25 protein-coding genes are annotated in these 22,957 nt (G+C 68.6%); 6 read left to right on the top strand and 19 right to left on the bottom strand.

Annotation, left to right across the window (positions count from 1 at the left end; all coding sequences use genetic code 11):
- Positions 1 to 8 precede the first annotated feature (8 nt).
- The 4 genes from GSQ95_RS17850 to GSQ95_RS17835 are packed head-to-tail and all read right to left on the bottom strand — an operon-like array spanning position 9 to position 3,632.
- Positions 9 to 665: a class II aldolase/adducin family protein gene (locus GSQ95_RS17850; protein WP_158896856.1), complete on the bottom strand. Its 657-nt coding sequence runs from the start codon at positions 663 to 665 to the stop codon at positions 9 to 11.
- Positions 662 to 2,296, bottom strand: a complete 1,635-nt coding sequence (locus GSQ95_RS17845; RefSeq protein ID WP_158896857.1) for an FGGY-family carbohydrate kinase — start codon at positions 2,294 to 2,296, stop codon at positions 662 to 664. Before GSQ95_RS17845 ends, GSQ95_RS17850 begins: the two co-directional genes overlap by 4 nt.
- 10 nt (positions 2,297 to 2,306) lie before the next feature.
- Positions 2,307 to 3,191 (bottom strand): TorF family putative porin, encoded by an 885-nt coding sequence (locus GSQ95_RS17840; protein ID WP_158896858.1) that lies wholly within the window; start codon positions 3,189 to 3,191, stop codon positions 2,307 to 2,309.
- Between the two features lie 21 nt (positions 3,192 to 3,212).
- Positions 3,213 to 3,632, bottom strand: coding sequence for a DUF2147 domain-containing protein (locus GSQ95_RS17835; protein ID WP_158896859.1), 420 nt, complete (start codon positions 3,630 to 3,632; stop codon positions 3,213 to 3,215).
- A gap of 146 nt (positions 3,633 to 3,778) precedes the next feature.
- On the opposite strand from GSQ95_RS17835, the gene GSQ95_RS17830 reads away from it, so the two are divergent.
- The 3 genes from GSQ95_RS17830 to GSQ95_RS26885 all read left to right on the top strand — a co-directional run bounded on the left by GSQ95_RS17830 (position 3,779) and on the right by GSQ95_RS26885 (position 5,155).
- Positions 3,779 to 4,426 (top strand): TetR/AcrR family transcriptional regulator, encoded by a 648-nt coding sequence (locus tag GSQ95_RS17830; protein ID WP_158896860.1) that lies wholly within the window; start codon positions 3,779 to 3,781, stop codon positions 4,424 to 4,426.
- Between the two features lie 81 nt (positions 4,427 to 4,507).
- The gene (locus GSQ95_RS26890; RefSeq protein WP_178118495.1) at positions 4,508 to 4,687 is read left to right on the top strand and encodes a hypothetical protein; all 180 of its coding nucleotides are present in this window, start codon (positions 4,508 to 4,510) and stop codon (positions 4,685 to 4,687) included.
- Positions 4,688 to 4,735: 48 nt separating this feature from the next.
- Entirely contained in the window at positions 4,736 to 5,155 is a 420-nt protein-coding gene (locus GSQ95_RS26885) for a transferase (protein ID WP_305983290.1), read from the top strand.
- Here GSQ95_RS26885 and GSQ95_RS17820 read toward each other — a convergent pair.
- Entirely contained in the window at positions 5,140 to 5,688 is a 549-nt protein-coding gene (locus tag GSQ95_RS17820; RefSeq protein ID WP_158896861.1) for a cysteine hydrolase family protein, read from the bottom strand. The two genes, GSQ95_RS26885 and GSQ95_RS17820, sit on opposite strands and share 16 nt — an antisense overlap.
- Before the next feature lie 106 nt (positions 5,689 to 5,794).
- On the opposite strand from GSQ95_RS17820, the gene GSQ95_RS17815 reads away from it, so the two are divergent.
- Positions 5,795 to 6,781 (top strand): GlxA family transcriptional regulator, encoded by a 987-nt coding sequence (locus tag GSQ95_RS17815; protein WP_158896862.1) that lies wholly within the window; start codon positions 5,795 to 5,797, stop codon positions 6,779 to 6,781.
- Positions 6,782 to 6,829: 48 nt separating this feature from the next.
- Here the strand turns inward: GSQ95_RS17815 and GSQ95_RS17810 are convergent, their stop codons facing one another.
- Complete coding sequence (locus tag GSQ95_RS17810) at positions 6,830 to 7,540, bottom strand: SOS response-associated peptidase family protein (RefSeq protein WP_158896863.1); 711 nt, start codon at positions 7,538 to 7,540, stop codon at positions 6,830 to 6,832.
- 155 nt (positions 7,541 to 7,695) lie between these two features.
- Entirely contained in the window at positions 7,696 to 8,559 is an 864-nt protein-coding gene (locus GSQ95_RS17805; protein ID WP_158896864.1) for an SDR family oxidoreductase, read from the bottom strand.
- Between the two features lie 106 nt (positions 8,560 to 8,665).
- Between GSQ95_RS17805 and GSQ95_RS17800 the strand changes: the two genes are divergently transcribed.
- The gene (locus tag GSQ95_RS17800) at positions 8,666 to 9,544 is read left to right on the top strand and encodes a LysR family transcriptional regulator (protein WP_158896865.1); all 879 of its coding nucleotides are present in this window, start codon (positions 8,666 to 8,668) and stop codon (positions 9,542 to 9,544) included.
- A gap of 109 nt (positions 9,545 to 9,653) precedes the next feature.
- Positions 9,654 to 11,855, top strand: a complete 2,202-nt coding sequence (locus GSQ95_RS17795) for an OsmC domain/YcaO domain-containing protein (RefSeq protein ID WP_158896866.1) — start codon at positions 9,654 to 9,656, stop codon at positions 11,853 to 11,855.
- A gap of 41 nt (positions 11,856 to 11,896) precedes the next feature.
- Here GSQ95_RS17795 and GSQ95_RS17790 read toward each other — a convergent pair whose 3' ends face one another.
- From GSQ95_RS17790 to GSQ95_RS17735, 12 genes are all read right to left on the bottom strand, one after another.
- Positions 11,897 to 13,513: a gamma-glutamyltransferase family protein gene (locus GSQ95_RS17790; RefSeq protein ID WP_158896867.1), complete on the bottom strand. Its 1,617-nt coding sequence runs from the start codon at positions 13,511 to 13,513 to the stop codon at positions 11,897 to 11,899.
- Between the two features lie 16 nt (positions 13,514 to 13,529).
- A complete protein-coding gene (locus tag GSQ95_RS17785) occupies positions 13,530 to 14,618 on the bottom strand; it encodes a polyamine ABC transporter substrate-binding protein (protein ID WP_158896868.1) in 1,089 nt (362 codons plus the stop codon).
- A gap of 13 nt (positions 14,619 to 14,631) precedes the next feature.
- Positions 14,632 to 15,408, bottom strand: coding sequence for an amino acid ABC transporter ATP-binding protein (locus tag GSQ95_RS17780; protein WP_158896869.1), 777 nt, complete (start codon positions 15,406 to 15,408; stop codon positions 14,632 to 14,634).
- A gap of 2 nt (positions 15,409 to 15,410) precedes the next feature.
- Positions 15,411 to 16,178: an amino acid ABC transporter permease gene (locus GSQ95_RS17775; RefSeq protein WP_158896870.1), complete on the bottom strand. Its 768-nt coding sequence runs from the start codon at positions 16,176 to 16,178 to the stop codon at positions 15,411 to 15,413.
- A gap of 12 nt (positions 16,179 to 16,190) precedes the next feature.
- Complete coding sequence (locus GSQ95_RS17770; RefSeq protein WP_017641252.1) at positions 16,191 to 16,997, bottom strand: ABC transporter substrate-binding protein; 807 nt, start codon at positions 16,995 to 16,997, stop codon at positions 16,191 to 16,193.
- Positions 16,998 to 17,037: 40 nt separating this feature from the next.
- Positions 17,038 to 17,724, bottom strand: a complete 687-nt coding sequence (locus GSQ95_RS17765) for a GntR family transcriptional regulator (RefSeq protein ID WP_158896871.1) — start codon at positions 17,722 to 17,724, stop codon at positions 17,038 to 17,040.
- 179 nt (positions 17,725 to 17,903) lie between these two features.
- Positions 17,904 to 18,731 carry a phosphodiesterase gene (locus GSQ95_RS17760; RefSeq protein ID WP_158896872.1) on the bottom strand — a complete coding sequence of 276 codons (828 nt, stop codon included), beginning with the start codon at positions 18,729 to 18,731 and terminating at the stop codon, positions 17,904 to 17,906.
- A gap of 9 nt (positions 18,732 to 18,740) precedes the next feature.
- Positions 18,741 to 19,772: an ABC transporter ATP-binding protein gene (locus GSQ95_RS17755; RefSeq protein ID WP_158896873.1), complete on the bottom strand. Its 1,032-nt coding sequence runs from the start codon at positions 19,770 to 19,772 to the stop codon at positions 18,741 to 18,743.
- Positions 19,769 to 20,563, bottom strand: a complete 795-nt coding sequence (locus GSQ95_RS17750) for an ABC transporter permease (RefSeq protein WP_108582672.1) — start codon at positions 20,561 to 20,563, stop codon at positions 19,769 to 19,771. Before GSQ95_RS17750 ends, GSQ95_RS17755 begins: the two co-directional genes overlap by 4 nt.
- Positions 20,560 to 21,417 (bottom strand): ABC transporter permease, encoded by an 858-nt coding sequence (locus GSQ95_RS17745; RefSeq protein ID WP_158896874.1) that lies wholly within the window; start codon positions 21,415 to 21,417, stop codon positions 20,560 to 20,562. Before GSQ95_RS17745 ends, GSQ95_RS17750 begins: the two co-directional genes overlap by 4 nt.
- Before the next feature lies 1 nt (position 21,418).
- Positions 21,419 to 22,432 (bottom strand): ABC transporter substrate-binding protein, encoded by a 1,014-nt coding sequence (locus GSQ95_RS17740; RefSeq protein ID WP_158896875.1) that lies wholly within the window; start codon positions 22,430 to 22,432, stop codon positions 21,419 to 21,421.
- Positions 22,429 to 22,957: substrate-binding domain-containing protein (locus GSQ95_RS17735; protein WP_158973868.1), on the bottom strand; the 529-nt coding region annotated here is incomplete at its 5' end. The genes GSQ95_RS17735 and GSQ95_RS17740, both read right to left, overlap by 4 nt.

Here is a 22,957-nt window from a genome sequence, read left to right as displayed (position 1 = left end):
GGCGGACCTCAGGACGGGAGGGAGGCGGTGAGGGTGGTCAGCAGGCGCTGGCGCGCCAGGCTGTCGACGGCGGAGACGCCGGGGCGGTTGGCGATACGGCCGACCAGGTAGTGCTCGCAGAAGGCTTCCAGCTGCTCCAGCACCGCCAGGGTCTGGCGTGCGCTGGCGCCGTAGCAGAGCACCCCGTGGTTGCGCAGCAGATAGGCCGGGCTCTCGGCGCTCAGGGCACGATCCAAGCGCTTGGCCAGCCAGCCTGTGCCGGAGGGGGCATAGCCCACCAGCGGCAGGCGGCGGCCCAGTTCGGGCCAGCGCTCGGGGTCGTCGACGCTCAGGGCCTCGCCCAGCAGGGTGCAGGCACTGGCCAGCGGCTGGTGGGTATGCAGGCTGCAGCCCGCGGCCGGAAAGCGCCGCAGCACCCGGGCGTGCAACCCGGTTTCCACCGAGGGCGCGCGATCGCCTTCGAGCTGGTGCAGGTCGGCCAGGCGCAGGATGCAGACGTCTTCCGCGCCCATCTGGTAATAGTCGAGGGCCGAGGGGGTCACCGCGATGCGCTCGGCGTCCAGGCGCAGGGCCAGGTTGCCGCCGGTGGCGGCGAAGAAGCCGCGGCGCACCAGGTGCAGGCCGAGATCGACCACCTGTTCGCGCGCTTCGAGGGTATCGCTCATGGTCGGGCTCCCTGGTTGGGGTCGAGGCGGCGGTAGAGCGGCGCCAGGCGCCGGCGGACTTCGAGAAAGGTGGCGTAGCTGTCGTCGTAGCGCGCCCGCGCCTGGGGGCAGGGCTGGTAGAGACGCGGCGGTCGCTGCAGCGCCGGCACGTCGCTGAAGGTCAGGGCGCCGATGCCGGCGGCGGCGATATAGGCCGAGCCCCGGGCATTGGCCTGGATGGGCGCGGCGGGCTGGGCGATCACGTGACCGGTGACGTCGGCCATGATCTGGCACCAGAGATTGGACTGGGCGCCGCCGCCCACCGCCGTGATCCGCTCCGGTCGGCGGCCGAGGAAGCGGCCGAAGGGTTCCAGCATCCAGCGGGTGTTGAGCGCCACCCCTTCGAGAAAGGCGCGGATGATGTCTTCCAGCGTGTGCTCCAGCGACAGGTTGATCAGCGCCGCGCGCAGGCTGGGATCGTCCACCGGGCTGCGCTCGCCATACAGCCAGGGGGTGTAGAGCAGCCCGCGGGCGCCGGCCGGCACCCGGGCGGCGATGCGATCGAGCAGGGCATAGAGATCCGGATGCTGCTCGTCGCTGAGGAGTTCGTCCGGGTGGTAGAGCACCTTGTCGCGCAGGAAGGACAGGTTGGCACCCGCCGCGGTCTGCAGCGCCATGGCCAGGTAGCGGCCCTTGACCGCGCTGGGCACGGCGGCCATGTGGCGCAGGACATCGGACTTCTTGAAGGGCACATGGGCGCCCAGCCAGGAGGAGGTGCCCAGGTAGAGGTGCGGCGCGAAGTCTTCCACCGCGGAGCCCACCGCCACCGCCGAGGTGTCCACCGAGCCGGCCACCACCGGGGTGCTGCGCGGCAGACCGAGCTGATCGGCCACCGCGCCGGTCAGGGTGCCGATCACCTCCGCGGAATCCACCAGGTCGGGCAGCTTGTCGCGGTCGAAGCCCAGGGTGCGGATCAGCCCGGCGTCGTACTTCACCTGGCGCGAATCGCGGTTGTCGGTGATCCAGGCGGTGCAGATGGAATCGGCGGTGGCGCAGCAGCGCCCGGTGAGGCGCAGATTCATGAAATCGAGGACATTGAGAAACTTCACCGTGCGCGCATAGCGCTCCGGCTGGTGGTCCTGCAGATAGGCGATATGGCCCGCCGAATCCTTGCCCGACAGCGCGGGTGCGCCGCCGGTGAGGCGGATCCAGCGCCACAGCTTGAATGGCGAGTAGCCGGCCACCTTCAGCCGGCCGCCGCCGACCCGCCGCGCCACGGATTCGGCGCCGCGCATGTCCAGCCAGAGCAGCGCCCGGCCCAGGGCCTGGCCGTTGGCGTCCACGCACACCGTGCCCTCGGTCTGGGTCGAGCAGCACACCGCCACCACCCGCCGCCGCCGTGCCGGGTCCGCTGCCAGCAATTCGCCGGCCCCGCGCAGGAAGGCCTGCCACCAGTCTTCCGGTTCCTGTTCGGCGCTGTGGCCTTCGACGTACAGGCTGACCCCATGGAAGGTCCAGGCGACCACCTCGCCGCCGAGGGTGACCAAGGCGCTCTTGCAGCCGGAGGTGCCGAGGTCCACCACCAGCACCAGGCCGTCGAGGGCGGTGGCCTGGGCCGGTGCGGGCGGCGTGGCGAAGACGTGAGGTTTCATGGGCGCCGGCTCAGAAGGGGCGGGCCACGGACAGCACCCAGCGGGCCTCGTCCGTCGCGCGCTGATGGTCGCCGTCTTCGGCGATATAGAGTTCGCGCGCCCGGGTGTGGGGGCTCAGGTAGTCCAGGCCGAAGTCGAAGCCCCAGTGGCGATGCACCAGGCCCACGCCGTAGTCGCTGAAGTTGGCCTCGGAAAAGTTGCGGATCTGCTGGTAGCCGGCGTGCAGCTTGAGGCTGGTGCGCGGGGTCAGCTCGTAGCGATAGTCCAGGTCGTAGAGCAGGCTGCCGCGGGAGTTGTGCTCGCCCTTGGCATAGCACTCCAGGCCCTTGGTCGGGTCGGGATTGAATTGCAGCTGGGCGCCGCAGACCCCGGCGGTGTTGGCGCCGCGATAGTTTTCCGAGAGCACGTTGAGGATGCGCCCCTGCAGGGCCCCGTAGCCGACCTCCAGCACAGCGAACTGGCTGTTGTAGTTGGTGCTGCGCCAGCCATCGGGGGCGCCGGTCTCCGGATCGATGCGGCTGGGCGCCTTGAAGTGGGCGCCGGGAAAGAATTCCCCGGCCAGACCGAAGCCGAAATGCCAGGCCTCCGGATCGCCGAAGCGATAGCCGCCGGCCAGCAGCACGTTGGCGCCATCGCCGTCGATGAACTGCTTCTTGCTCACGGTGCCGATTTCCGCCAGGCCGATCAGGCCGCTTTCGTGGGCGAATTCCACGGTGACCTTGGCCCCCGGCCGATTGAGCGAGTCGGAGATGCCGCGGTTACGCACGTCCGAGAGCAGACGCGGGGTGATGGTCAGGGCATAGCTGGCCAGGTCGTCGTCGGCCTGGACCGCGCTGCCGAGAACGCTCAGGCACAGCAGGGCCGCCGCCTGGGTGCGGTAAAGAATCCGGTTCATGGGGTCGCTCCTTGCGGTGGCTTAGCTGCAGTGCGGGGTGGCGGGAAGGGCGCTCAGCGGGGTGAGCTGTTCGGTCTTGCCGAGCACCTCGGTGCCGACATAGGCGCGGATGTTGAGGTCGTCGCCCTTGCGGCGGACGTAGCCCTTGTACTTCTTGCCATCGCGCGGATCGAACACCCAGCCGTCGCGCCAGGTGCCGCCGTCGTCGCGACTCATCTGGAAGATGCGGGTGCCGCAGGTGTCATGGGCATTGCCGGCGTCCTTGTCCCAGACGATGGTGCCGCACAGGGCACCGGCGTTGTCGGCGCAGGGCATGACCTTGACCGCGGCGCCCTGGTCGGCGGTCAGCCAGAGGCCCTGGACCGGTGCGGCGTCAGCGGCCAGCACGGGGGCGAGGGGGAGCGCCAATAAGGCGGCGGCGAGCGCGAGGGGTGTTTTCATGGAGGAGACTCCTGCTGATTGTTGTGGTTGTGGCTGGAGGCAGTAAGGCAAGGCTGTTGCTGATATGATAGTTATCGCTACACGATAGTTATAACTATCATTTTACTGCCCATCAAGGGTTTTTTCGTCTAGCCGAGAGCTTTTTCATGGTCGCCAAAGAGTCCGCTCCATCCTCCCGCGCCACGCCCAAGGCCCGCCCCAGCCAGCAGCGGGCGGCGGAAACCTACGAACGCATCCTGGCGGCGGCGGCGGAGGTGCTCTGTCAGGTTGGCATCGAGCGGCTGTCGACCAATCTGGTCTGCGACTGCGCGGGGCTGACCCCGCCGGCGCTCTACCGCTACTTCCCCAACAAGTACGCCCTGCTGGAGGAGCTGGGTCGGCGCCTGCTGGAGAAGCAGAATGCGCAGATAGACGGGCGGATCAATGCCGAGCTGCTGGCCGGTCCTTTGGAGCGGGTGGAAGACGTCCTGACCGGGCTTTTGCTGGATACCTACCGGGTCACGGCCGAGACCGCCGGGGGCATGTGGATCCTCAAGGCGCTGCGCGCGGTGCCCTCGCTGGAGCACGTACGCCTGGATTCGCACCGCCGGGTGGCGGCGCAGCAGACCGCGTTGCTGGTGCTGCTGCTGCCTGGCGTACCGCCGGCCACCGTCGCCCAGGTCGCGCGGATCGTGGTCGAGCTGATCCCCTCCACCGTGGAGCTGCTGTTCGATGAGGAGCTGCCGGCGGAAAGCACCTGCCGCACCGTCGCGGCCATGCTCAGCGGTCATCTGGGGCGCCTGCGCGACGGCTGAATCTTTCGCCCGCCGGGGCGAGCATCAGGCAGCGGAACCGGGTCAGAATCGACAGGCGTCCCACCACTGCCGAGGCCCGTCATGCCTGACCTGGATATCGCCACCTTCATCGCTGCCTGGCCCACCCTGGGTCTGGAACCCGCTCAGCCCTGGACCCATACCGGCGCCTGCGAGCAGCGGGTCAGGCTGCTGCTGGCGCGGCTCGGTCCCGGCTATCGCCGCCAGGGCGACAGCGCCATCCACGAGACGGCGGTGGTGTAGGCCGGTGCCATACTCAAGGGGCCGGTCATCATCGGCCCCGGCACCCTGGTGGCGGCCGGCGCCTATCTGCGCGGCGGTGTCCATCTGGGCGCTCACTGCGTGGTAGGCCCGGCCTGCGAGCTGAAGAGCAGCCTGCTGCTGGACGGCAGCAAGCCCGCCCACTTCAACTTCGTCGGGGATTCGCTGATCGGCAGCGGGGTGAATCTGGAGGCGGGGGCCATCGTCGCCAACTACCGCAACGAAAGTGACGGCGCGCTCATCCGCATCCGCCACGGCGACCAGGTGATAGACACCGGGGTGGTCAAGTTCGGCGCCCTGATCGGCGACGGCTGCCGGCTGGGCGCCAATGCGGTCATCGCGCCGGGCGCCCTGCTGCCGCCAGGCACCCGGGTCGCGCGGCTGGGGCTGATCGACCAGGGGGTGCCGGACGTCGCCGCAGGCGCGGCGGCGTTTCAGCCGGCGAGATAGGCGTCGGTGGCTTCCAGCGTCGCATAGGCGAAGGCCAACGCCGCCATCAGGGCGGCATGCACCTGGGCCGCCGGCACCCTGACGCCCTCAAATTCCAGATCCAGGGTGGCGCAGGCGTCGTGGATCACGGTCACGGCATAGCCCAGATCGGCCGCGGCGCGGACGCCGGCGTCGATGCACATGTGGCTCATGGCGCCCACCACCACCAGCGACTCGATACCGCGCTCGTCCAGCAGGTGCCTGAGATTGGTTTCGCGAAAGGCATTGGGATAGTGCTTCACCACCACCGGCTCGCCGGCTCGGGGCACGACCGCCGCCTGGATCTCGACGCCATCGCTGCCGGGCACGAAGATCGGCGCCTCGGCGCTGAGCGACTGATGCTGCACATGGATCACCGGAATGCCCTGGTCGCGGGCGTGGGCGATGATCCGCGCGGCCTTGGCGACCGCAGCCTCGATGCCCCTGAGGGGCAGTTTGCCGCTGGGAAGGTATTCGTTCTGCAGATCGATGACGACGACGGCGTGCTTGCTCATGTCCAGCCTCTCGGAAGATGCTTAAGGTTTGGGTCCGGCCATGATTGGCCAGCCGCGCCTCCGGGCGAAGAGGCGTGACCGACAACTTCAGGGGCGCCAGCGACACATGCACGATCAACCGCCGATCGAACTCGGTCTGCTGCTCTATCCCGGTGTGCAATGGGCGACGGTGCACGGCCTCACCGATCTGTTCGAGATCGCCGGACGCTTCACGGGAACGGCGGAGGATGCCGAGCGGCCCCGCTTGCGCGTCAGCCACTGGCGGCTGGAGGAGGGCGCAGCAGCGCCCAGCCGGGTCTACGACTCGCTGCCCGCAGCGAGCGGCTCACCCAGCGTGCTGATCCTGCCACCCAGCCTGGCTGAGCCGATCACAGCGGAGGCTGCTACGCCCTATCGCGAGTGGCTACGTCGGCAGCATCAGCGCGGCGTGCGTCTGGCCTCGATCTGCGCCGGCGCCTTTCTGCTGGCGGAAACCGGCTTGCTCGACGGTCGCAGCGCCACCACCCACTGGCTCCATGTCGAGCGCTTCAATGCGCGTTTTCCTGCCGTCAGCCTGGACGCCGACCAGCTTCTCATCGATGGCGAGGATCTCGTCACCGCGGGCGGTCTCATGGCCTGGACCGACCTCGGCCTGCGCCTGGTCGATCGCTACCTGGGCGCCAAGCGGATGCTCGACACTGCGCGCATCCTGGTCATCGACCCGCCGGGTCGACAGCAGCGCTACTACAGCGCCTTTTCCCCGCGCCTCAGCCACGGCGACAGCGCCATCCTCGCTGTGCAGACGTGGTTGCAGGAGACCGGCGCCCAGGACCTCGCTCTGGACAGCCTGGCCCGCCGCGCCGGCCTGGAACCGCGCACCTTTCTGCGCCGCTTTCGCCAGGCCACCGGCATGACCGCCACCGCCTACGGCCAGCAACTGCGCGTCGGTCGTGCTCGGGAGTTGCTGCAGGCCAGCCGCCTGCCCCTCGAACGGGTCGCCTGGGAAGTGGGGTACAGCGATCCCGGTGCCTTCCGCAAGGTCTTCACCCGCGTGGTGGGGCTGAGCCCGGGGGATTATCGGCGGCGGTTCGGGGGTGGATCGCCAGGTCGCTGAAGCCTAACCCGGCGCGTCAGTGTCCGGCGGAGAGCCTCCGTCGCTCCGCTACACCAGCGGCTCCTTGATCCGCTCCAGCAGTTCGGGCCCATCGTTCTTCACGCTGCCCACGGCCTTGCCGACCGGATACCAGTCGAAGGCCGCCACCGGCGTGCCTTCTTTTTCACCGATCTCGGCGGCGCGCTCCATGGACAGCTCGGGGTCCAGCCATTCGCGGGCCACGGCCGGCGGCAGGACCAGCGGGCGGCGGTCATGGATATCGACCATGCCGGCGTCGGAAGCGGCGGTGACGATGACGAAGCCGTCATCCTCCTGGGGCGCCTGGTCAGCCGGGCGGAAGTGGCCGATGGCGGCGAAGAACAGCGGCTCGCCGGATTTCAGCCGGATGAAGTAGGGCTGCTTGAGCTTGGGGTCTGCGGGGTCCTTCTTCCATTCGTACCAGCCATCCGCGACCACCAGGGCACGGCCGTTCTTCCAGAGGCCGCGAAACATCCGGCTGCTGGCCGCCGTTTCGACGCGCGCATTGATCACCGGCGGACGCTTGGCCTGGCGCGCCCAGGCGGGCTGGTAGCCCCAGAGCACCGGGTCCAGGTGCAGGCCATCCTGCTGCTGGTGCAGCAGCTGGACGCGGGTGCCCGGCGCCACGTTGTAGCGACCCAGGGCGCGGGGCTCCAGGCCGCTGCGGACATCCGCAGGCGCGGCGCCCAGGGCATCCAGGTAATCGAGGGCATAACGGTACTGGGCAAAGCGGCCGCACATGGGATGCTCCTGAACAGGCGGGCTGGTGGGCGCGGTATCTGGCTGTGCCCGGGCGGATACGGTGCTCCACATGAGGGCACTGTCCTTCATGGGACACTGCCGCTCGCTCGAAGTACCAACTCCGAGCGTCGTCCAGACGGGATGGGGTGCGGCGCTCAGCCGATCAGCGCCCTGGCGAAGTCCCGATAGCTGTGCAGCGGTCGCCCCAGCAGCCGGACCAGCCGTTCGCGGTCGCCGGGCTCGGGCAGCATGCCGTCGCTGACATAGCGCTCGGCCATGAGCCTCATCTCGTAGGCCATCCAGGCCGGCATGAAGGTCGCCATGTTCTGCTCGAAGCCGCGCGGATCGTCACCGGCGTAGTGGACAGGGCGGCCCAGCAGCTCGCTCCAGATCGCCGCGGCGCCTGCGCCGGTGAGGTTGTCCGGTCCCACCAGGTTGATCGTTTCGCTGGGCAGCCTGTCGATCGCCTGATCGCGGCGGATGAGTTCGAGAGCGGCGACCTCGGCGATATCCCGGGCGTCGACCATGGCCACGCCCTTGCCGCCGAGGGGCATGGGATAGATCCCATGCTGCAGGATGATGTCCCTGATCATGACCTCGTTGTCGATGAAGTAGGTGGGCCGCAGGACGGTGGCACTGAAACCCATGGCGTCCAGCATCCGCTCGCCGCCGAATTTCACCGCGAAGTGCGGTACGTTGACCGCGCTGTCGGCGCCGAAGACCGAGAGGTAGACGACCCGTTCGACGCTGCTTTCCCGGGCGATGTTGAGGGTGATGAGCGCCTGGGTGAATTCGTCGCCGGTCACGGCGTTGAGGAGGAAAAGGGTGGAGACGCCAGCGAAGGCGCGGCGCAAGGCAGCGAGATCCAGCAGGTCGCCCTGCATGACTTCGACGGTGGCAGGAAAATCGGCGCTGGCCGGAGTGCGGGTCAGCACCCGCACCTTGGCATCGCGCTGCACGAGCTGTTGCACGAGGTGGCGGCCTACGCGGCCGGTGGCGCCAGTGACGAGGATGGTCATGTCGGTAACTCCAGGTGGGTGAGGGGTAGCGCCACCTTAAGTCGTCCCATATCGAACCAATAGCCGCTAGGATGGGGACATACCGTTCCACAATCGAGACAGTGCCTTGGACTTCAGTCTGCTCCTCGACTTCCAGCTCATCGCCACCCACGGCGGCATTGGCAAGGCCAGTCGCGCCAGTGGTCGACCCAAGGCCAGCCTGTCGCGGCGACTGGCCGAACTGGAAGTCGCCCTGGGCGTCAGGCTGATCGAGCGGGGTGGACGCAGCCTCGTCCTGACGCCGGCCGGTGCCGACCTGGCGGCCCGGACCCTGGGGCCGCTGCGCGAGTTGCAGGAGGCGCTGGCGGCGGTGCAGGAGGGGGTGGCGGTGCCACGTGGGCGGTTGCGCATCGCGGCGCCGCTGCTGTTTTCCCAGGTGGCGCTGGGCCGGCTGAGTGCGGATTTTCGCCGGCAGTACCCGGAGATCCTGATCGAGGCAGTGGCCGAGGATCGCCTGGTCGATCTGGTGGAGGAACACTTCGACCTGGCCATTCGGATCAACCCCGCGCCCGCCAGCACCCTGGTGGGTCGCTGCTTCGCCCGGGACCGCCGGGTGCTGGTCGCCGCCCCGGGCCTCGAAGGCCCTCCGACTGCTGGCGCCGAGCCTGCGCCTCTGCCTGCGGTGGTCATGCCCGGCCAGCGCGAGGGCGAGGTCTGGACGCTGACGGAGGGCGGCAAGCGCTTCCTGCCCCAGCCGGTCTTGCAGCTGACCTCACTGCTGACCATCCGCGAGGCAGTCCTCGCCGGGGCGGGTGCGGCGCTCTTGCCGCTCTCGCTGGTGCAACGGCAGCTGGACGAAGGCGCGCTCAGGCGCTGGGGCACCCTGGCCGGTGAGACCGAACTCTGGGTGCTGCACACCTCGCGACGACTGCAGAGCCCTAAGGTGAAGGCCTTCGTCGACTTCCTCTGTGCACGCTATCCAGACGGCATCCTTCTGCTGGACTAACGACTGACGAGGCCGGCCCCGTGGTCTACGAGACGACAGCCTGCATATCACCCACGGCCCTTTGTCCGGATAATGGCGGCCACTCTGTCGCCAAACCGGAATGCTGTGCATGGAAATCAAGGTCAATTTTCTCGACAACCTGAGGCTCGAGGCCAAGTTCGACGACTTCTCGGTGATCGCCGATCAGCCCATCCGCTACAAGGGTGACGGCTCGGCCCCGGGACCCTTCGACTATTTCCTGGCGTCCTCGGCGCTCTGCGCGGCCTATTTCGTCAAGCTCTACTGCCAGACCCGCGACATTCCCACCGACAACATCCGCCTGGCGCAGAGCAACATCGTCGACCCGGAGAATCGCTACAAGCAGACCTTCAAGATCCAGGTCGAGCTGCCTGCCGATCTCTCCGACAAGGATCGCCAGGGCATCCTCAGATCCATCGACCGCTGCACGGTGAAGAAGGCGGTGCAGGCCGGTCCCGACTTCGTCATCGAGGCGGTAGAGAGTCTGGACGCCGATGCCCAGGCCCTGCTGCTGCCCAGCGATACCGGTAGCCAAACCTACATCCCCGGCAAGGACCGGCCGCTGGAAGAGACCATCGCCAAGCTCTCCGGCATCCTCGCTGATCTGGGCATGAAGGTGGAGATCGCCTCCTGGCGCAACATCGTGCCCAACGTCTGGTCGCTGCACCTGCGCGATGTGCAGTCGGCGCTGTGCTTCACCAACGGCAAGGGCGCGACCAAGGAAGCGGCCCTGGCCTCGGCGCTGGGCGAATTCATCGAACGCCTCAACTGCAACTTCTTCTACAACGACCAGTACTGGGGCGAGGCCATCGGCAACGCGGCCTTCGTCCACCACCCCGACGAGCGCTGGTTCCAGCCCGGGCCCAAGGATGCGCTGCCCCGGGAGATCCTCGATCGCCATTGCCGCAAGCTCTACGACCCGGAAGGCGAACTGCGCGCCTCGCACCTGCACGACACCAATTCCGGCAACGTGGCGCGCGGCATCTGCGCGCTGCCCTTCGTGCGCCAGTCCGATGGCGAGGTGGTGTATTTCCCCTCGAACCTGATCGAGAACCTCTACCTCAGCAACGGCATGAGCGCCGGCAACACCCTGGCCGAAGCCCAGGTGCAGTGCCTGTCGGAAATCTTCGAGCGGGCGGTGAAGCGCGAGATCCTCGAAGGCGAACTGGCGCTGCCCGACGTGCCCGAGGCGGTGCTGGCGCGCTATCCCGCCATCGTCGAGGGTATTCGCGGTCTGGAAGCCCAGGGCTTTCCGGTGCTGGTCAAGGATGCCTCCCTGGGTGGCGAATTCCCGGTGATGTGCGTGACCCTGATGAATCCGCGCACCGGCGGGGTGTTCGCCTCCTTTGGCGCCCATCCGCGTCTGGAGATCGCCCTGGAGCGCAGCCTCACCGAGCTCCTTCAGGGCCGCAGCTTCGAGGGCCTCAACGACCTGCCGCAGCCGACCTTCGAGAGCCAGGCGCTGATGGAGCCGAACAACTTCGTCGAGCACTTCATCGACTCCAGCGGCCTGGTCTCCTGGCGCTTCTTCAGCGCCAGGGCCGACCATGACTTCGTCGACTGGGACTTTTCCAGCGAGGGCGAAGATGCCACCGCCCAGGAGGCCGCCACCCTGTTCGGCATCCTCGCCGAACGGGATCTGGAAGCCTACATGGCGGTGTACGAGGAACTGGGCGCGCCGGCCTGTCGCATCCTGGTGCCGGGCTATTCGGAGATCTATCCGGTCGAGGACCTGATCTGGGACAACACCAACAAGGCGCTGGCGGTGCGCGAGGACATCCTCACCCTGCACCAGCTGGACGATGCGGCCCTGGAGTCCCTGCTCGAACGCCTGGACGATACCCAGGTGGACGACTACACCCGCATCGCCACCCTGATCGGCGTGGAATTCGACGAGAACACCGTCTGGGGCCAGCTGACCGTGCTGGAGCTCAAGCTGCTCATTCACCTGGCGCTGCAGCAATTCGAAGAGGCCAAGGAAGAGGTCGAGACCTTCCTCCAGTTCAACGACAACACCCTGGAGCGCGGCCTGTTCTACCAGGCGCTCAATGCGGTGCTGGAAGTCGAAATGGACGACGAACTGGAACTGGCCGACTTCGAGGTCAACTTCCGCCGGATGTTCGGCGAGGAGCGCCTGGACGCCGCCCTGGGTTCGGTCTCGGGCGAGGTGCGCTTCCCTGGCCTGACGCCCACCAGCCTGAGGCTGGAAGGCCTCGACAAGCACCTGCGGCTGATCGACAGCTATCGCAAGCTGCACGCCGCCCGTGCCAGGGCGGCCGGTATCGCGCTCTGAGGGAGTGCCCCGCCCGGAGCCGGGCGGGGCCGTCCCGGCGGTCAGCAGACCGCGATATGGGAATCCGCGCGCGGCTCGGTGCCGCCGCAGAGCACGCCGGTCTGGGGATCGCGGACGATGATCTGGCCGCGACCGAAGTCGGTGGAGTCGTGGGCGATCTCGATCTGGTGACCGCGCCGCGCCAGGCCGCTGGCCAGGGCGCGGGAAGCCGCCTGTTCGATGCCGACCTTCATCTCCCCCAGCCACTGCCAGCGCGGGGCGTCCAGCGCCGCCTGGGGATTGAGGCCGAAGTCCACCAGGTTCACCACCATCTGCACATGGCCCTGGGGCTGCATGTAGCCACCCATGACGCCGAAGGGGCCGATGGGTACGTCACCCTTGCTCAGGAAACCCGGGATGATGGTGTGGAAGGTCTGCTTGCCCGGCGCCAGGGCGTTGGAGTGGCCGGCATCCAGGCTGAACTCCGAACCGCGATTCTGCAGGCCGATACCGCTGTCGGGCAGCACCACGCCGGAGCCGAAGCCGTGGTAGGCGCTCTGGATGAAGGACACCATGTTGCCCTCGCCATCGGCGGCGGCGATGTAGACGGTGCCGCTGGCCTGGGGATCGCCGTGCAGCGGCGGCTGGGCCTGGTCGGTGATCTCGGCGCGGCGGCGGTCGGCGTAGGTGTCGTCCAGCAGGACGCTGGCGGCGACTCTCATGTGCTCGGGATCGGTGATGTAGTGCAGGCCGTCGGCATAGGCCTTCTTCATGGCCTCCAGCTGACGGTGCCAGGTGAGCTGGCTGTCGCGCTGGTCGAAGTCGTAGCCCTTGAGGATGTTCAGGGTCATGAGGGCGATCAGGCCCTGGCCACTCGGCGGAATCTCCCACACCTGATAGCCGCGGTAGTCGACCTTGATCGGCTCCACCCAGCGCGGCTGGTAGCCGGCCAGGTCCGCCGTGGTCAGGTGACCGCCGCTGGCCGCGGCATGCTCGGCCAGGCGCTTGGCGATGGCGCCCCGGTAGAAGCTCTCGCAGCGAGTCTGTGCCAGTTCCTCCAGGGTGCGGGCCTGGGCGGGGTTGCGAAACAGCTGGCCGGCGACCGGCGCCTGGCCGTCGATGAGGAAGGTGTCGAACCAGGCTGCAAGCTCGGGCGCCTGGTCGCGGCTGGCCTGGTACTCGGCCTGGGCGATGCGCCACTGGTGGGCGACCACCGGCGACACCGGAAAGCCATCGCGGGCCAGGGCGATCGCGGGTTCGAACAGGGTGGCGAAGGGCAGCTTGCCGAAGCGCCGCGACAACTCGGCCCAGGCGGCGGGACAGCCCGGCACCGTGACCGGCAGCCAGCCGTGCACCGGCATGCGCTCGTGGCCGGCGGCCTTGACCGTGGCGATGTCGAGGCTGGCCGGGGCATGGCCGCTGGCGTCCAGGCCGTGCAGCTGGTCCTTGACCCAGACCAGGGCGAAGGCGTCGCCGCCGATGGCATTGCCGGTAGGTTCCACCACGGTCAGGGCCGCGGCGGTGGCGATGGCCGCGTCGATGGCGTTGCCACCCTGGCGCAGCATGGTGATGCCGGCTTCGGCGGCCAGCGGCTGGGAGGTGGCGACCATGCCATTGCGCGCGAAGACGCTCTGGCGTTGCGAGGCGTAGGGGTAGTCGTGGGCAGAGAAATTCAGCATGGCAGGCTCTTCGGGGTCATTGTCCGGTCTTGATGCGGGTCCACTCGCGGGTCATCAGCCGCTGGATCTGCGGCGGCAGATCGGCGGAGACGTAGAGGCGCTCGGCGATGGCCGCGCTCGGGTAGATGCCCGGGTTGTCGCGGACCTTGGCATCGAGCAGGGCGGTGGCGTCGCGGTTGGGATTGGCGTAGCCGACATAGTCGCTGACGGGGGCGATCACCTCGGGGCGCAGCAGGTAGTCGATCAGCGCCAGGGCCCCCTGGGGATTCTTGGCGTCCTTGGGGATGGCCAGCATGTCGAACCAGAGATTGGCGCCTTCCCTGGGGATCACGTAGCGCACGTCGCTGGTCTTGCCGGCTTTCCTGGCGCGGCTCTGGGCCTGCAGGACATCGCCCGAATAGCCCAGGGCCACGCAGACGTCGCCGTTGGCCAGGTCGGTGATGTACTTGCTGGAGCTGAAATAGGTCACCGACGGCTTGAGCTGCTGCAGCAACGCGGAGGCCTTGCGGTAGTCCTCGGGATTCCGGCTGTTGGGGTCCAGGCCCAGGTAGTGCAGGGTCTGGGCGAAGACCTTTTGCGGCGCATCGAGCAGGGCCACGCCGCAGCCCTTGAGCCTGGCCAGGTTCTCCGGCTTGAACAGCAGGTCCCAGGAATCCACCGGAGCGCCATCGCCCAGGGCGGCGCGCACCTTGGCGGCGTTGTAGCCGATGCCCACGGTGCCCCAGAGGTAGGGGACGGCGTAGCGATTGCCGGGATCGGCCGCTTCCAGGCGCTGCATGAGCCGTGGATCCAGGTGCTGCCAGTTGGACAGCCGGCTGCGATCCAGCGGCTGGTAGGCGCCCGCCTTGATCTGCTTGGTGAGGAACTGGTTGGACGGCACCACCAGGTCATAGCCGGAGTGGCCGGACAGCAGCTTGGCTTCGAGCATCTCGTTGGTGTCGAAGACGTCGTAGCGCACCTGGACGCCGCTGGCCTGGGTGAACTGCTTGAGGGTGTTTGGACCTATGTAGTCCGACCAGTTGTAGAAACGTACCTCGGACTCGGCGGCCTGGGTCAGGGGCGTCAGGCAGAGGGCGAGGGCGGCCAGCAGGGGACGAACGGCCATGGAGGTCTCCGGTCTAGAGCACGCGGCTGAGGAATTCGCGGGTGCGCGGATGGGTGGGATTGCCGAACACCTGGGCCGGCGGGCCTTCCTCGATCAGTTCGCCCTGGTGCAGCACCACCACGCGATCGGCCACCTCGCGGGCGAAGCCCATCTCGTGGGTCACCACCACCATGGTCATGCCGTCTTCGGCCAGCTCCTTCATCACCTGCAGCACCTCGCCGACGGTTTCCGGGTCGAGGGCGCTGGTGGGTTCGTCGAACAGCATGGCCTGGGGCTTCATGGCCAGGGCGCGGGCGATGGCCACGCGCTGTTGCTGGCCGCCGGAGAGTTGCGCCGGATAGTGCTCGGCCTTGTCGGACAGCCGCACCCGGGCGAGCAGGGCGCGGGCCTGTTCCACGGCGGCGGCGCGCGCCACGCCCAGCACCTGGATCGGCGCCTCGATGATGTTTTCCAGCACCGTCATGTGCGGGAAGAGGTTGAACCTCTGGAACACCATGCCGATGTCGCGGCGGCGGCGGGCGATATTGCGCTCGGAGTCCCTGACTCTCGATCCATCGGCACGCTCGCGAAAGCCCATCAGCTCGCCGTTGACGCGGATGGTGCCGCCCTGGATGTCTTCCAGGTGGTTGAGGCAGCGGATGAAGGTGGTCTTGCCCGAGCCGGAGGCGCCGATCAGCACCACCACCTCGCCACGGCGCACCTCCAGACTCACCCCCTTGAGGATCTCCAGCTCGCCGAAGGCCTTGTGCACCTCCAGCGCCTGGATCACGGATTCTTGCGTGGTGGTCATGGCTAGCGTCCCCGTAGCTTGAAGCCCTGCAGGCTGAACAGCCGGCCGGTGGCGGTGGGTCGCTGACCGTCGGCCCTGCCGAAGCGCCGCTCCAGCCAGGCCTGGAAGAAGCCCCAGAGGGTGGTCAGGACCAGGAAGTAGATGGCCACCACCAGGTACAGCTCGAAGACGCGGAAGGTCGCCGAGGTGATCATCTGGGTGCTGAGCAGCAGCTCCTGCACCCCGATGACGCTGACCAGGGTGGTGTTCTTGAGCATCACGTTGAACTCGTTGCCGAGCGGCGGGATGATCACCCGCAGCGCCTGGGGCAGCACGATGCGGCGCATCAGCTTGGCCGGCGTCATGCCCAGGGAGCGCGCCGCCTCGTACTGGCCGCGATCCACCGCACCGATGCCGGCGCGGATGATCTCGGCCATGTAGGCGCCTTCGTTGAGGCCCAGGGCGATGATGGCCGCCTGGATGTTGCCCGGGATCACCAGGAAGCCCAGGTCCAGGTCCTCGAAGCGAAAGATGCCGCCGGCCGCCAGGGCCGTGTAGAGGAAGACGATCTGCACCAGCAGCGGCGTGCCGCGCATCAGCCAGACATAGCCGCGCACCGGGTATTGCAGCGCCCGGTAGCGCGACAGCCGTGCCAGCGCCGCCAGCAGGCCGAGCGCGCAGCCCAGCAGCATGGCGCCGATGGCGATGACGCAGGTCAGCCCGAGGCCGTAGAGGTAGACGTCGCTCGGGTGCAGCAGGTACTGCCAGAACACATCCCAGCTGAAGTTCATCGTGGCCTTCCCTTAATCGAGCTTGTCGCCTTCCAGGTGCCACTTGGCCATGAGGGTGGCGTAGCTGCCATCGGCCTTCATGTCGGCGAGGATCTGGGTGAGGGCGCTGCTGAGCTGGCTGTCGTCCTTGCGCACGCCGATCCCGGTGAGGATGCGGGCGAAGGCCGGCACGCCGGTCTCGAACTGGCCGGGCGCCACGCCCTGGTAGTAGGCGGCGGTTTCCACGGTGGTGCCGTAGGCGTCGGTCTGGCCCAGGCGCAGGGCCTGGAAGGCGTCGGTGTCGCTGTTGTAGGCCACCAGCTTCATGGGCGCCTTGCCGGCCTTCTTCAGCTCCTCGTTGTGGGCGTCGAGCAGGGTGCGGATGGTGGAGCCATTGAGCACCGCCACCTTCTTGCCGGCGAGGTCGTCCAGGGTGTGGATGCCGGCCTTGTTGCCCGCCGGCACCACCACCGCCTGGCTGGAGTACATGTAGTTGACGATGTCGATCACCTGGCGCCGCTCGGGCTTGTCGAACAGCTGGTCGATCAGCAGATCGCACTGGCCGGCCAGCAGCGCCGGGATCAGGCCGGAAAAGGGCACCACGCGCCAGTCGACCTTCTTGTCGCCGAGGCGCTTGGCGATCTCGGCGCCGAGGTCGACGGTGAGGCCCTTGGGCTTCTGGGCTTCGTCGAAGAAGCCGATCGGCGGGGTATCGAGAGCGCCGCAATAGGTGATCTTGGAGGCCTTGGCCAGGCGCTCGGGGATCTGCGGGGCGGCCTGAGTGAAGCCGGCGACGAGGGTCAGGGCGAGCAGACTGCAGGAAAGCCGGTGGCGGGTCATGGTCTTCTCCGGAAGGACGGGGATGGGCAGGGCGGATGGCTCAGCGCGGGGGCGTACTTCGGGTCTGGTCGCCCGATCGTTCGATGAAGGTCAGCAGGTCGGGCACCGTGCCCTCGATGTGCTCGCGCAACACCCGCTCGGCTTCGGCGGCATCGCCGGCGCGCAGGGCGGCGAGGATGGGCGCGTGCTCGTCGCGGGCCGACTGGGGGCGATCGACGTGCAGCCAGAGCTGCATGTGCGGCTCGATCAGGGCATAGAGGCCATTGATCTGGCGCAGCAGCCGCGGCCGACCGGCCAGGCTGCACAGGTATTCGTGGAAGGCGCGGTGCTGGGCGACCCAAGCGCCGGGTTCCTGCTCGTCGTCCAGGTCTTCCAGCAGGCGTTCCAGGCGCGTCATCTCGCGGGGGCCGACATGGGGCGTGGCCAGGCGGATGGCCAGGCCTTCGAGGGCGCTGCGCATCTCGAACACCTCGCGCATGTCCTCCAGGTCCAGGCCGCTGACCACCGCGCCGCGATGCGGCCGGAGGATCACCAGCCCTTCGGCGGCGAGGCGCTGGAAGGCGCTGCGCACCGGCATGCGGCTCATGCCCAGGGTGGTGGCGATGTCCTCGGCGATCAGCCGCTCGCCATTGCGATAGTGCCCGGCGCAGATGGCCTGCAGCAGATGGCGATAGGCCTCTTCTTCGGCGCTCAGGGCGGTGGAGCGGGACAGGGCGGAGAGCGGCATGGACTGGCTTCCTGGATTTTTGTATCCAATCTGCCAAGGCAAGGCTCATGCCAGGGAGCCCAGTGCTTGCCAGCGCTGGGCCGCAGGTCCGCGCGGTCAGGCGCCGGCGTTACCTTTTGCACCACCCTGGGTCGCAGCAGCGGCCGCTCTGCTACCTCAGGACCCGAAACGGGGCGGTGTCAGTCCAGCAACTGGCCATCGGCGGCGAAGAAAGGGTAAGGCCCCGGATAGTTGCCCAGCGGCAGAAGGTGGGTCACCAGGGCCGCGTCCGCCCAGCGATGCAGCAGCAGGCCCGGCGGCTCCAGGCGGAAGCGCGATGGCGCCGCCTCACGCAGGTCCAGGTCGACCTGGTGCGACACGCCGGGACAGACGCAGGCCAGGGTGCCGCCGAAACGGCGCTGGATCAGCCGGTGCAGATGACCACAAAGCAGCCGCTCCACCTGGGGATGGCGGCGGATCACGGCTTCCAGTTCGGCGCCGCCGTCCAGGCCGATGCGATCCATATGGCCGATGCCGACCGGGAACGGCGGATGGTGCAGGAGCACCAGGGTCGGCTGGTCGGGTGCCTGGCCGAGCTGGTCATCGAGCCAGGCCAGTTGCCTGGCGTCGAGACGCCCCCCGTGCTCGCCCGGGATATGGGTATCCAGCCCGATCAGCCGCAGCGGGCCGCAGTCCTGCTGCCAGTCCAGGGTGCCCTGGGCCGGCAGATAGGGGTGATCGGCGAAGGCCGTGCGCAGGGCGGCGCGGTCGTCGTGATTGCCGGGAATGACGAAGAAGGGCATGGCCAGCTCGGCCAGCACCTCGCGCAGGGTGGCGTATTCCTCGGGGGTGCCGAAGTCCACCAGGTCGCCGGTGATGACCAGGGCATCCGGGCGCGGTTGCAGGGCGTTGAGGCGGTCCACCGCCAGGCGCAGGGCGCCGAAGGTATCGACCACCCCGTAGGACAGCCGGCCGCCGGCCTTGATGTGCAGGTCGCTGAGCTGGGCTAGCAGGAAGGGCGCGTGCATCGGGGTCTCCTAGGAAGCGAGGGTGAAGAGGGCGTTGGGGCGCACGTTCAGGTGCAGCAGGTCGCCCGGTTGCGCCTGCAGGGGCTGGGCGGTGTCCACCAGCAGCGGCTGGCCGGTGCCCACCTCCACCAGCAGCCGCGAATGGGCGCCCTGGAAGAATTGCCCGACCAGGATGCCGGTGAGTTGCGCGGGCGTCGCGCTCGGCTCCAGGTGTTCCGGGCGACAGAACAGGGTGCTGGCTGCGCCGGTCCAGGGCAGCCGCCCGCCGGCGACCGCCACCTCGGCGCCGCTGTGGCCGCGCACCTCGAAGCGGTTGAGCTGGCCGACGAAACCGGCGACGAAGCGACTCGCTGGGCGCTGGTAGATCTGCGTCGGGGTGCCGATCTGGGCGATGCGGCCTTCGCCCATCACCACGATGCGATCGCCCAGGGCCAGGGCTTCCTGCTGGTCATGGGTGACATAGACCGCGGTGGTGCCGAGTTCGCGGAGCAGGGCGCCGATGTCGGCCCGCAACTGCTCGCGCAGCTGGGCGTCCAGCGCCGCCAGGGGTTCGTCGAACAGGAGCACCCGGGGGCGTGGCGCCAGCGCCCGGGCCAGGGCCATGCGCTGGCGCTGGCCACCGGACAGCTGCTGGATACGCCGCTCGGCCAGGGCCTCGAGTTGCATCATGGCCAGCAGCTCGGCGACCCGGGCATCGCGCTCGGCGCGCGGCAGACCACGGATCTTCAGGCCGTAGGCGATGTTGCCGGCCACGTCCAGGTTGGGAAACAGGCCGTAGCTCTGGAACACCATGCCGACGTCGCGCCGCTCGATGGGCAGGCCGGTGACGTCGCGGTCGTCGAACAACACCTGGCCACCGGCATCGGGCTGCTCCAGGCCGGCGATCAGCCGCAGGGTGGTGGTCTTGCCACAGCCGGAGGGGCCGAGGAACACCAGGGTCTCGCCCGGGTGGATGTCGAGGTCCAGGGGCTGCAGCACCTGGCGGCCCCCGGCAAAGGTCTTGGCGCAGTGGCGCAGGCGGACGGCGGTACCTTGGGTCATCGCAGGGCTCCACGGGAGAGACGGGCGCTGAGGGCCTGGAGGGCGACCAGCAGCGGCACGATCAGCAAGAGGAAGATCAGGGTGTAGGCGGAGCCCACCTCCAGCCGCGCCGAGGCGTAGCTGTCGGCCAGGCCCACCGGCAGGGTCTTGGTCAGGGGCGTGTGCAGCATCCAGGTGAGGTTGAATTCCCCCAGCGAGAGGGTGATCACCATGAGGCTGCCGGCGAGGATGCCGGCGCGGGCATTGGGCACCACCACGCCGAAGAAGCGCCGCCAGGGACCGGCGCCCAGGCTGGCGGCGGCCTCTTCCAGCAGCGGCAGCTGGCTGCGCCTGAGCACCGCCATCACCGGGCGGATCAGGAAGGGCAGGGTGAACAGCAGGTGACCCACCAGGATGATCGCCGGACTGCGGCGAAAGCCGCCGAGATGGCCGTAGGTCAGCAGCAGCGCCAGGGCCGAGGCGAAGCCGGGCATGGCCACCGGCAACACCAGCAATTCCTCGAAGGCGCGGGCGAAGCGGTTGTCCAGCCGGACCAGGGCATAGGCCGCCGGGACGCCGAGCACGACCGCGAGGACCGCCGTGCCCAGCGCCAGTTGCAGCGACAGCCAGACGGTGGGGGCATAGGCCTGCCAGACCTGCAGCACCCAGTCGAGGGTGAGGCCGCTGGCAAGGCCCTGGAAGTAGTTGCGGGTGAGGCCGGCCAGCACCGAGAGCAGCACCGGCACCAATAGGAAGGCGGCCACCAGCAGGGTGAACAGCAGTTGCAGCCAGAAGCGCAGGGGGCGATTCATCTTGGGTCTCCCTGGACACCGCCGAGGCGCCGGGCCAGCAGCAGGACCAGCCAGGTGACGAGGCCAAGCACCACCGAGAGCGCCGCGGCGACGCCGAAGTTGGCGAAGTTGGTGAAGGTGTCGTAGATGGCGATGGGCGTCACCGCCAGGCGCGTGCCGAGGGTGAAGGCGGTGCCGAAGGCGCCCATGGCGGTGGCGAAGCACAGCGCGCCGCTGGACAGCAGCGCCGGGGTCAGGCCGGGGATCAGCACGTCGCGCACCACGGCGAAGAGCCCGGCGCCCAGGGAGCGGGCGGCTTCTTCCAGGCTGGTGTCGAGGGTCTCGCAGGCCGCCATCACCGTGAGGATCACCCGCGGGATGGAGAAATAGAGATAGCCGAGAAACAGTCCGAACAGCGAATAGGCGAACACCCAGGGCTCGCCGAACAGGCCACGCCCAAGGCTGGCGAACAGACCCTGGCGACCGCCCAGCAGGATGATCAGGAAGCCCACCACCACGCCGGGAAAGGCCAGCGGAAAGGTCAGCAGCGCCACCAGCAGGCTGCGCCCAGGGAAGGCATGGCGCGCCAGGAAGCAGCCGGCGATGCTGGCCACCAGCAGGGTGGCCAGGGTGGTGACGGCGGCCAGGGCCACCGTCTGGGCGAGTCCGGACAGATAGCCGGCGCTGGTCAGCACCTGCCAGTAGCCGGAGCTGCCAGCGGCGTCCGGGCGAGCGCCGAGCACCAGCAGCTGCGCCAGCGGCAGCAGCCAGAAGGCCAGCAGGAAGGCGCTCGCCGGTGCCAGGGCGACCAGCACCGGCCAGGGCAGCCGGCGCGGCCCCCGGCGGCGCCCGAAGGAAACGGCGAGGCCCTGCATCTCAGCGCACCTCGGCCTGGTAACGCTTGGCGAAGGCTTCCTGGACCGCCGCCATGTGACCGTAGTCGACGGTGCCGGCGCGGGTATAGTCGGCGGCGGGCAGGAAGCGCGCCTTCACCTCGGCCGGCAGCGGCACGTCCCGCACCGGGCGCAGATAGGCCTGGGCCCAGAGCGCCTGGCCCTGGTCCGACAGCACATAGTCCAGCACCTTCTCGCCATTGGCGCGGTGCGGCGCGCCCTTCACCAGGCTCATGGTGTAGGGCACGGTCAGGCTGCCTTCCTGGGGGATGACGAAGGCCACCGGGGCGTTGTCCTTGTAGCGGGCGCGGTAGGCGTTGAAGTCGTAGTCGACCAGGATCGGGATCTCGCCGGAGAGCAGGCGGGCATAGGCGGTCTGCTTGGGCACGATGGGATCGTTGGCGGCCAGTTTCTTGAAGAAGGCCATGGCCGGACCGAAGTCGTCGAGGTTGCCGCCCAGGGCCTGGTTGAGCGCCACCGCGGTGACGTAGCCGACGAAGGCGCTGGAAGGGTCCAGGTAGCCCACCAGGCCGCGGTACTCGGGCTTGAGCAGATCGGCCCAGCGCTGTGGCACCGGCTTGCCGCCCAGGGCCTGGGTATTGACCATGAAGCCGAGGGTGCCGGAATGGATGGCGGTCCATTCACCCTGGGGGTCCTTGAGGCCGGTCGGAACCTGGTCCCAGTGCTTGGGTTGGTAAGGGGCCAGCACGCCGGCCTTTTCCGCCTGGATGCCGAAGGTCACCCCGTAGTAGACGACGTCGGCCACCGGGGCTTCGCGCTCGGCCACCAGCTGAGCCAGCGACTGGCCGGAATTCTTGTTGTCCTGGGGGACTTCGATGCCGGTGTCGGCGGCGATGGCCTTGAGCTGGGCACCCCAGTCGGCCCACTCCAGCGGGCAGTTGTAGCAGATGGCGGTTTCGGCGGCCTGGGCGCTGGCCAGGCCACAGGCCAGGACCACGCCGGCCAGGAGGCGACGCAGGGGGAAGGGTGATTTCATCGGTAGGGCTCCTTCAAGGGGCCGGCACTGGTGCCGGGACGGACGAGGCAGGGCAGACACTGCTGGTGGGTGGCACTGCCGGCGATCAGCGCCAGCAATTCGGTGACGAGCACGGCGCCCAGGCTCTGCAACGGCTGCATGACGCTGCACAGGCTGGGCTCGAGGCGGGCGCCCATGGCGATGCCATCGAAGCCCACCACCGAGAGGTCGGCAGGCACGGGCACCCCGTGGCGCTGCAGTTCGGCGATGACGCTGATGGCCAGCAGGTCGTTGGTGCAGAGCAGGGCGGTCGGGGCGTGACGCTCCAGCAGCGGCGCCAGCTCCGCCCAGTCGGCGTCGGTGTGGCTGGCCAGCTCCAGGCGCGGCAGCGTCGGCAGGCCGGCGGCGGCCATCGCCTGGCAATAGCCGGCGAAGCGGCGCTCGCTGCGATCCGATTGCTGGGCCGGCCCCGAGACCAGTGCGATACGGCGGTGCCCCAGGCCGAGCAGGTGCTCGGTGGCCATGGCCTGTCTCTTATACACATCT

This window comes from Pseudomonas sp. BAV 4579 (assembly GCF_009765395.1).
GTDB lineage: Bacteria > Pseudomonadota > Gammaproteobacteria > Pseudomonadales > Pseudomonadaceae > Chryseomonas > Chryseomonas aestiva.
The sequence above is the reverse complement of the archived record's forward strand: the minus strand, read 5'-3'. Positions and strand labels throughout refer to the sequence as shown.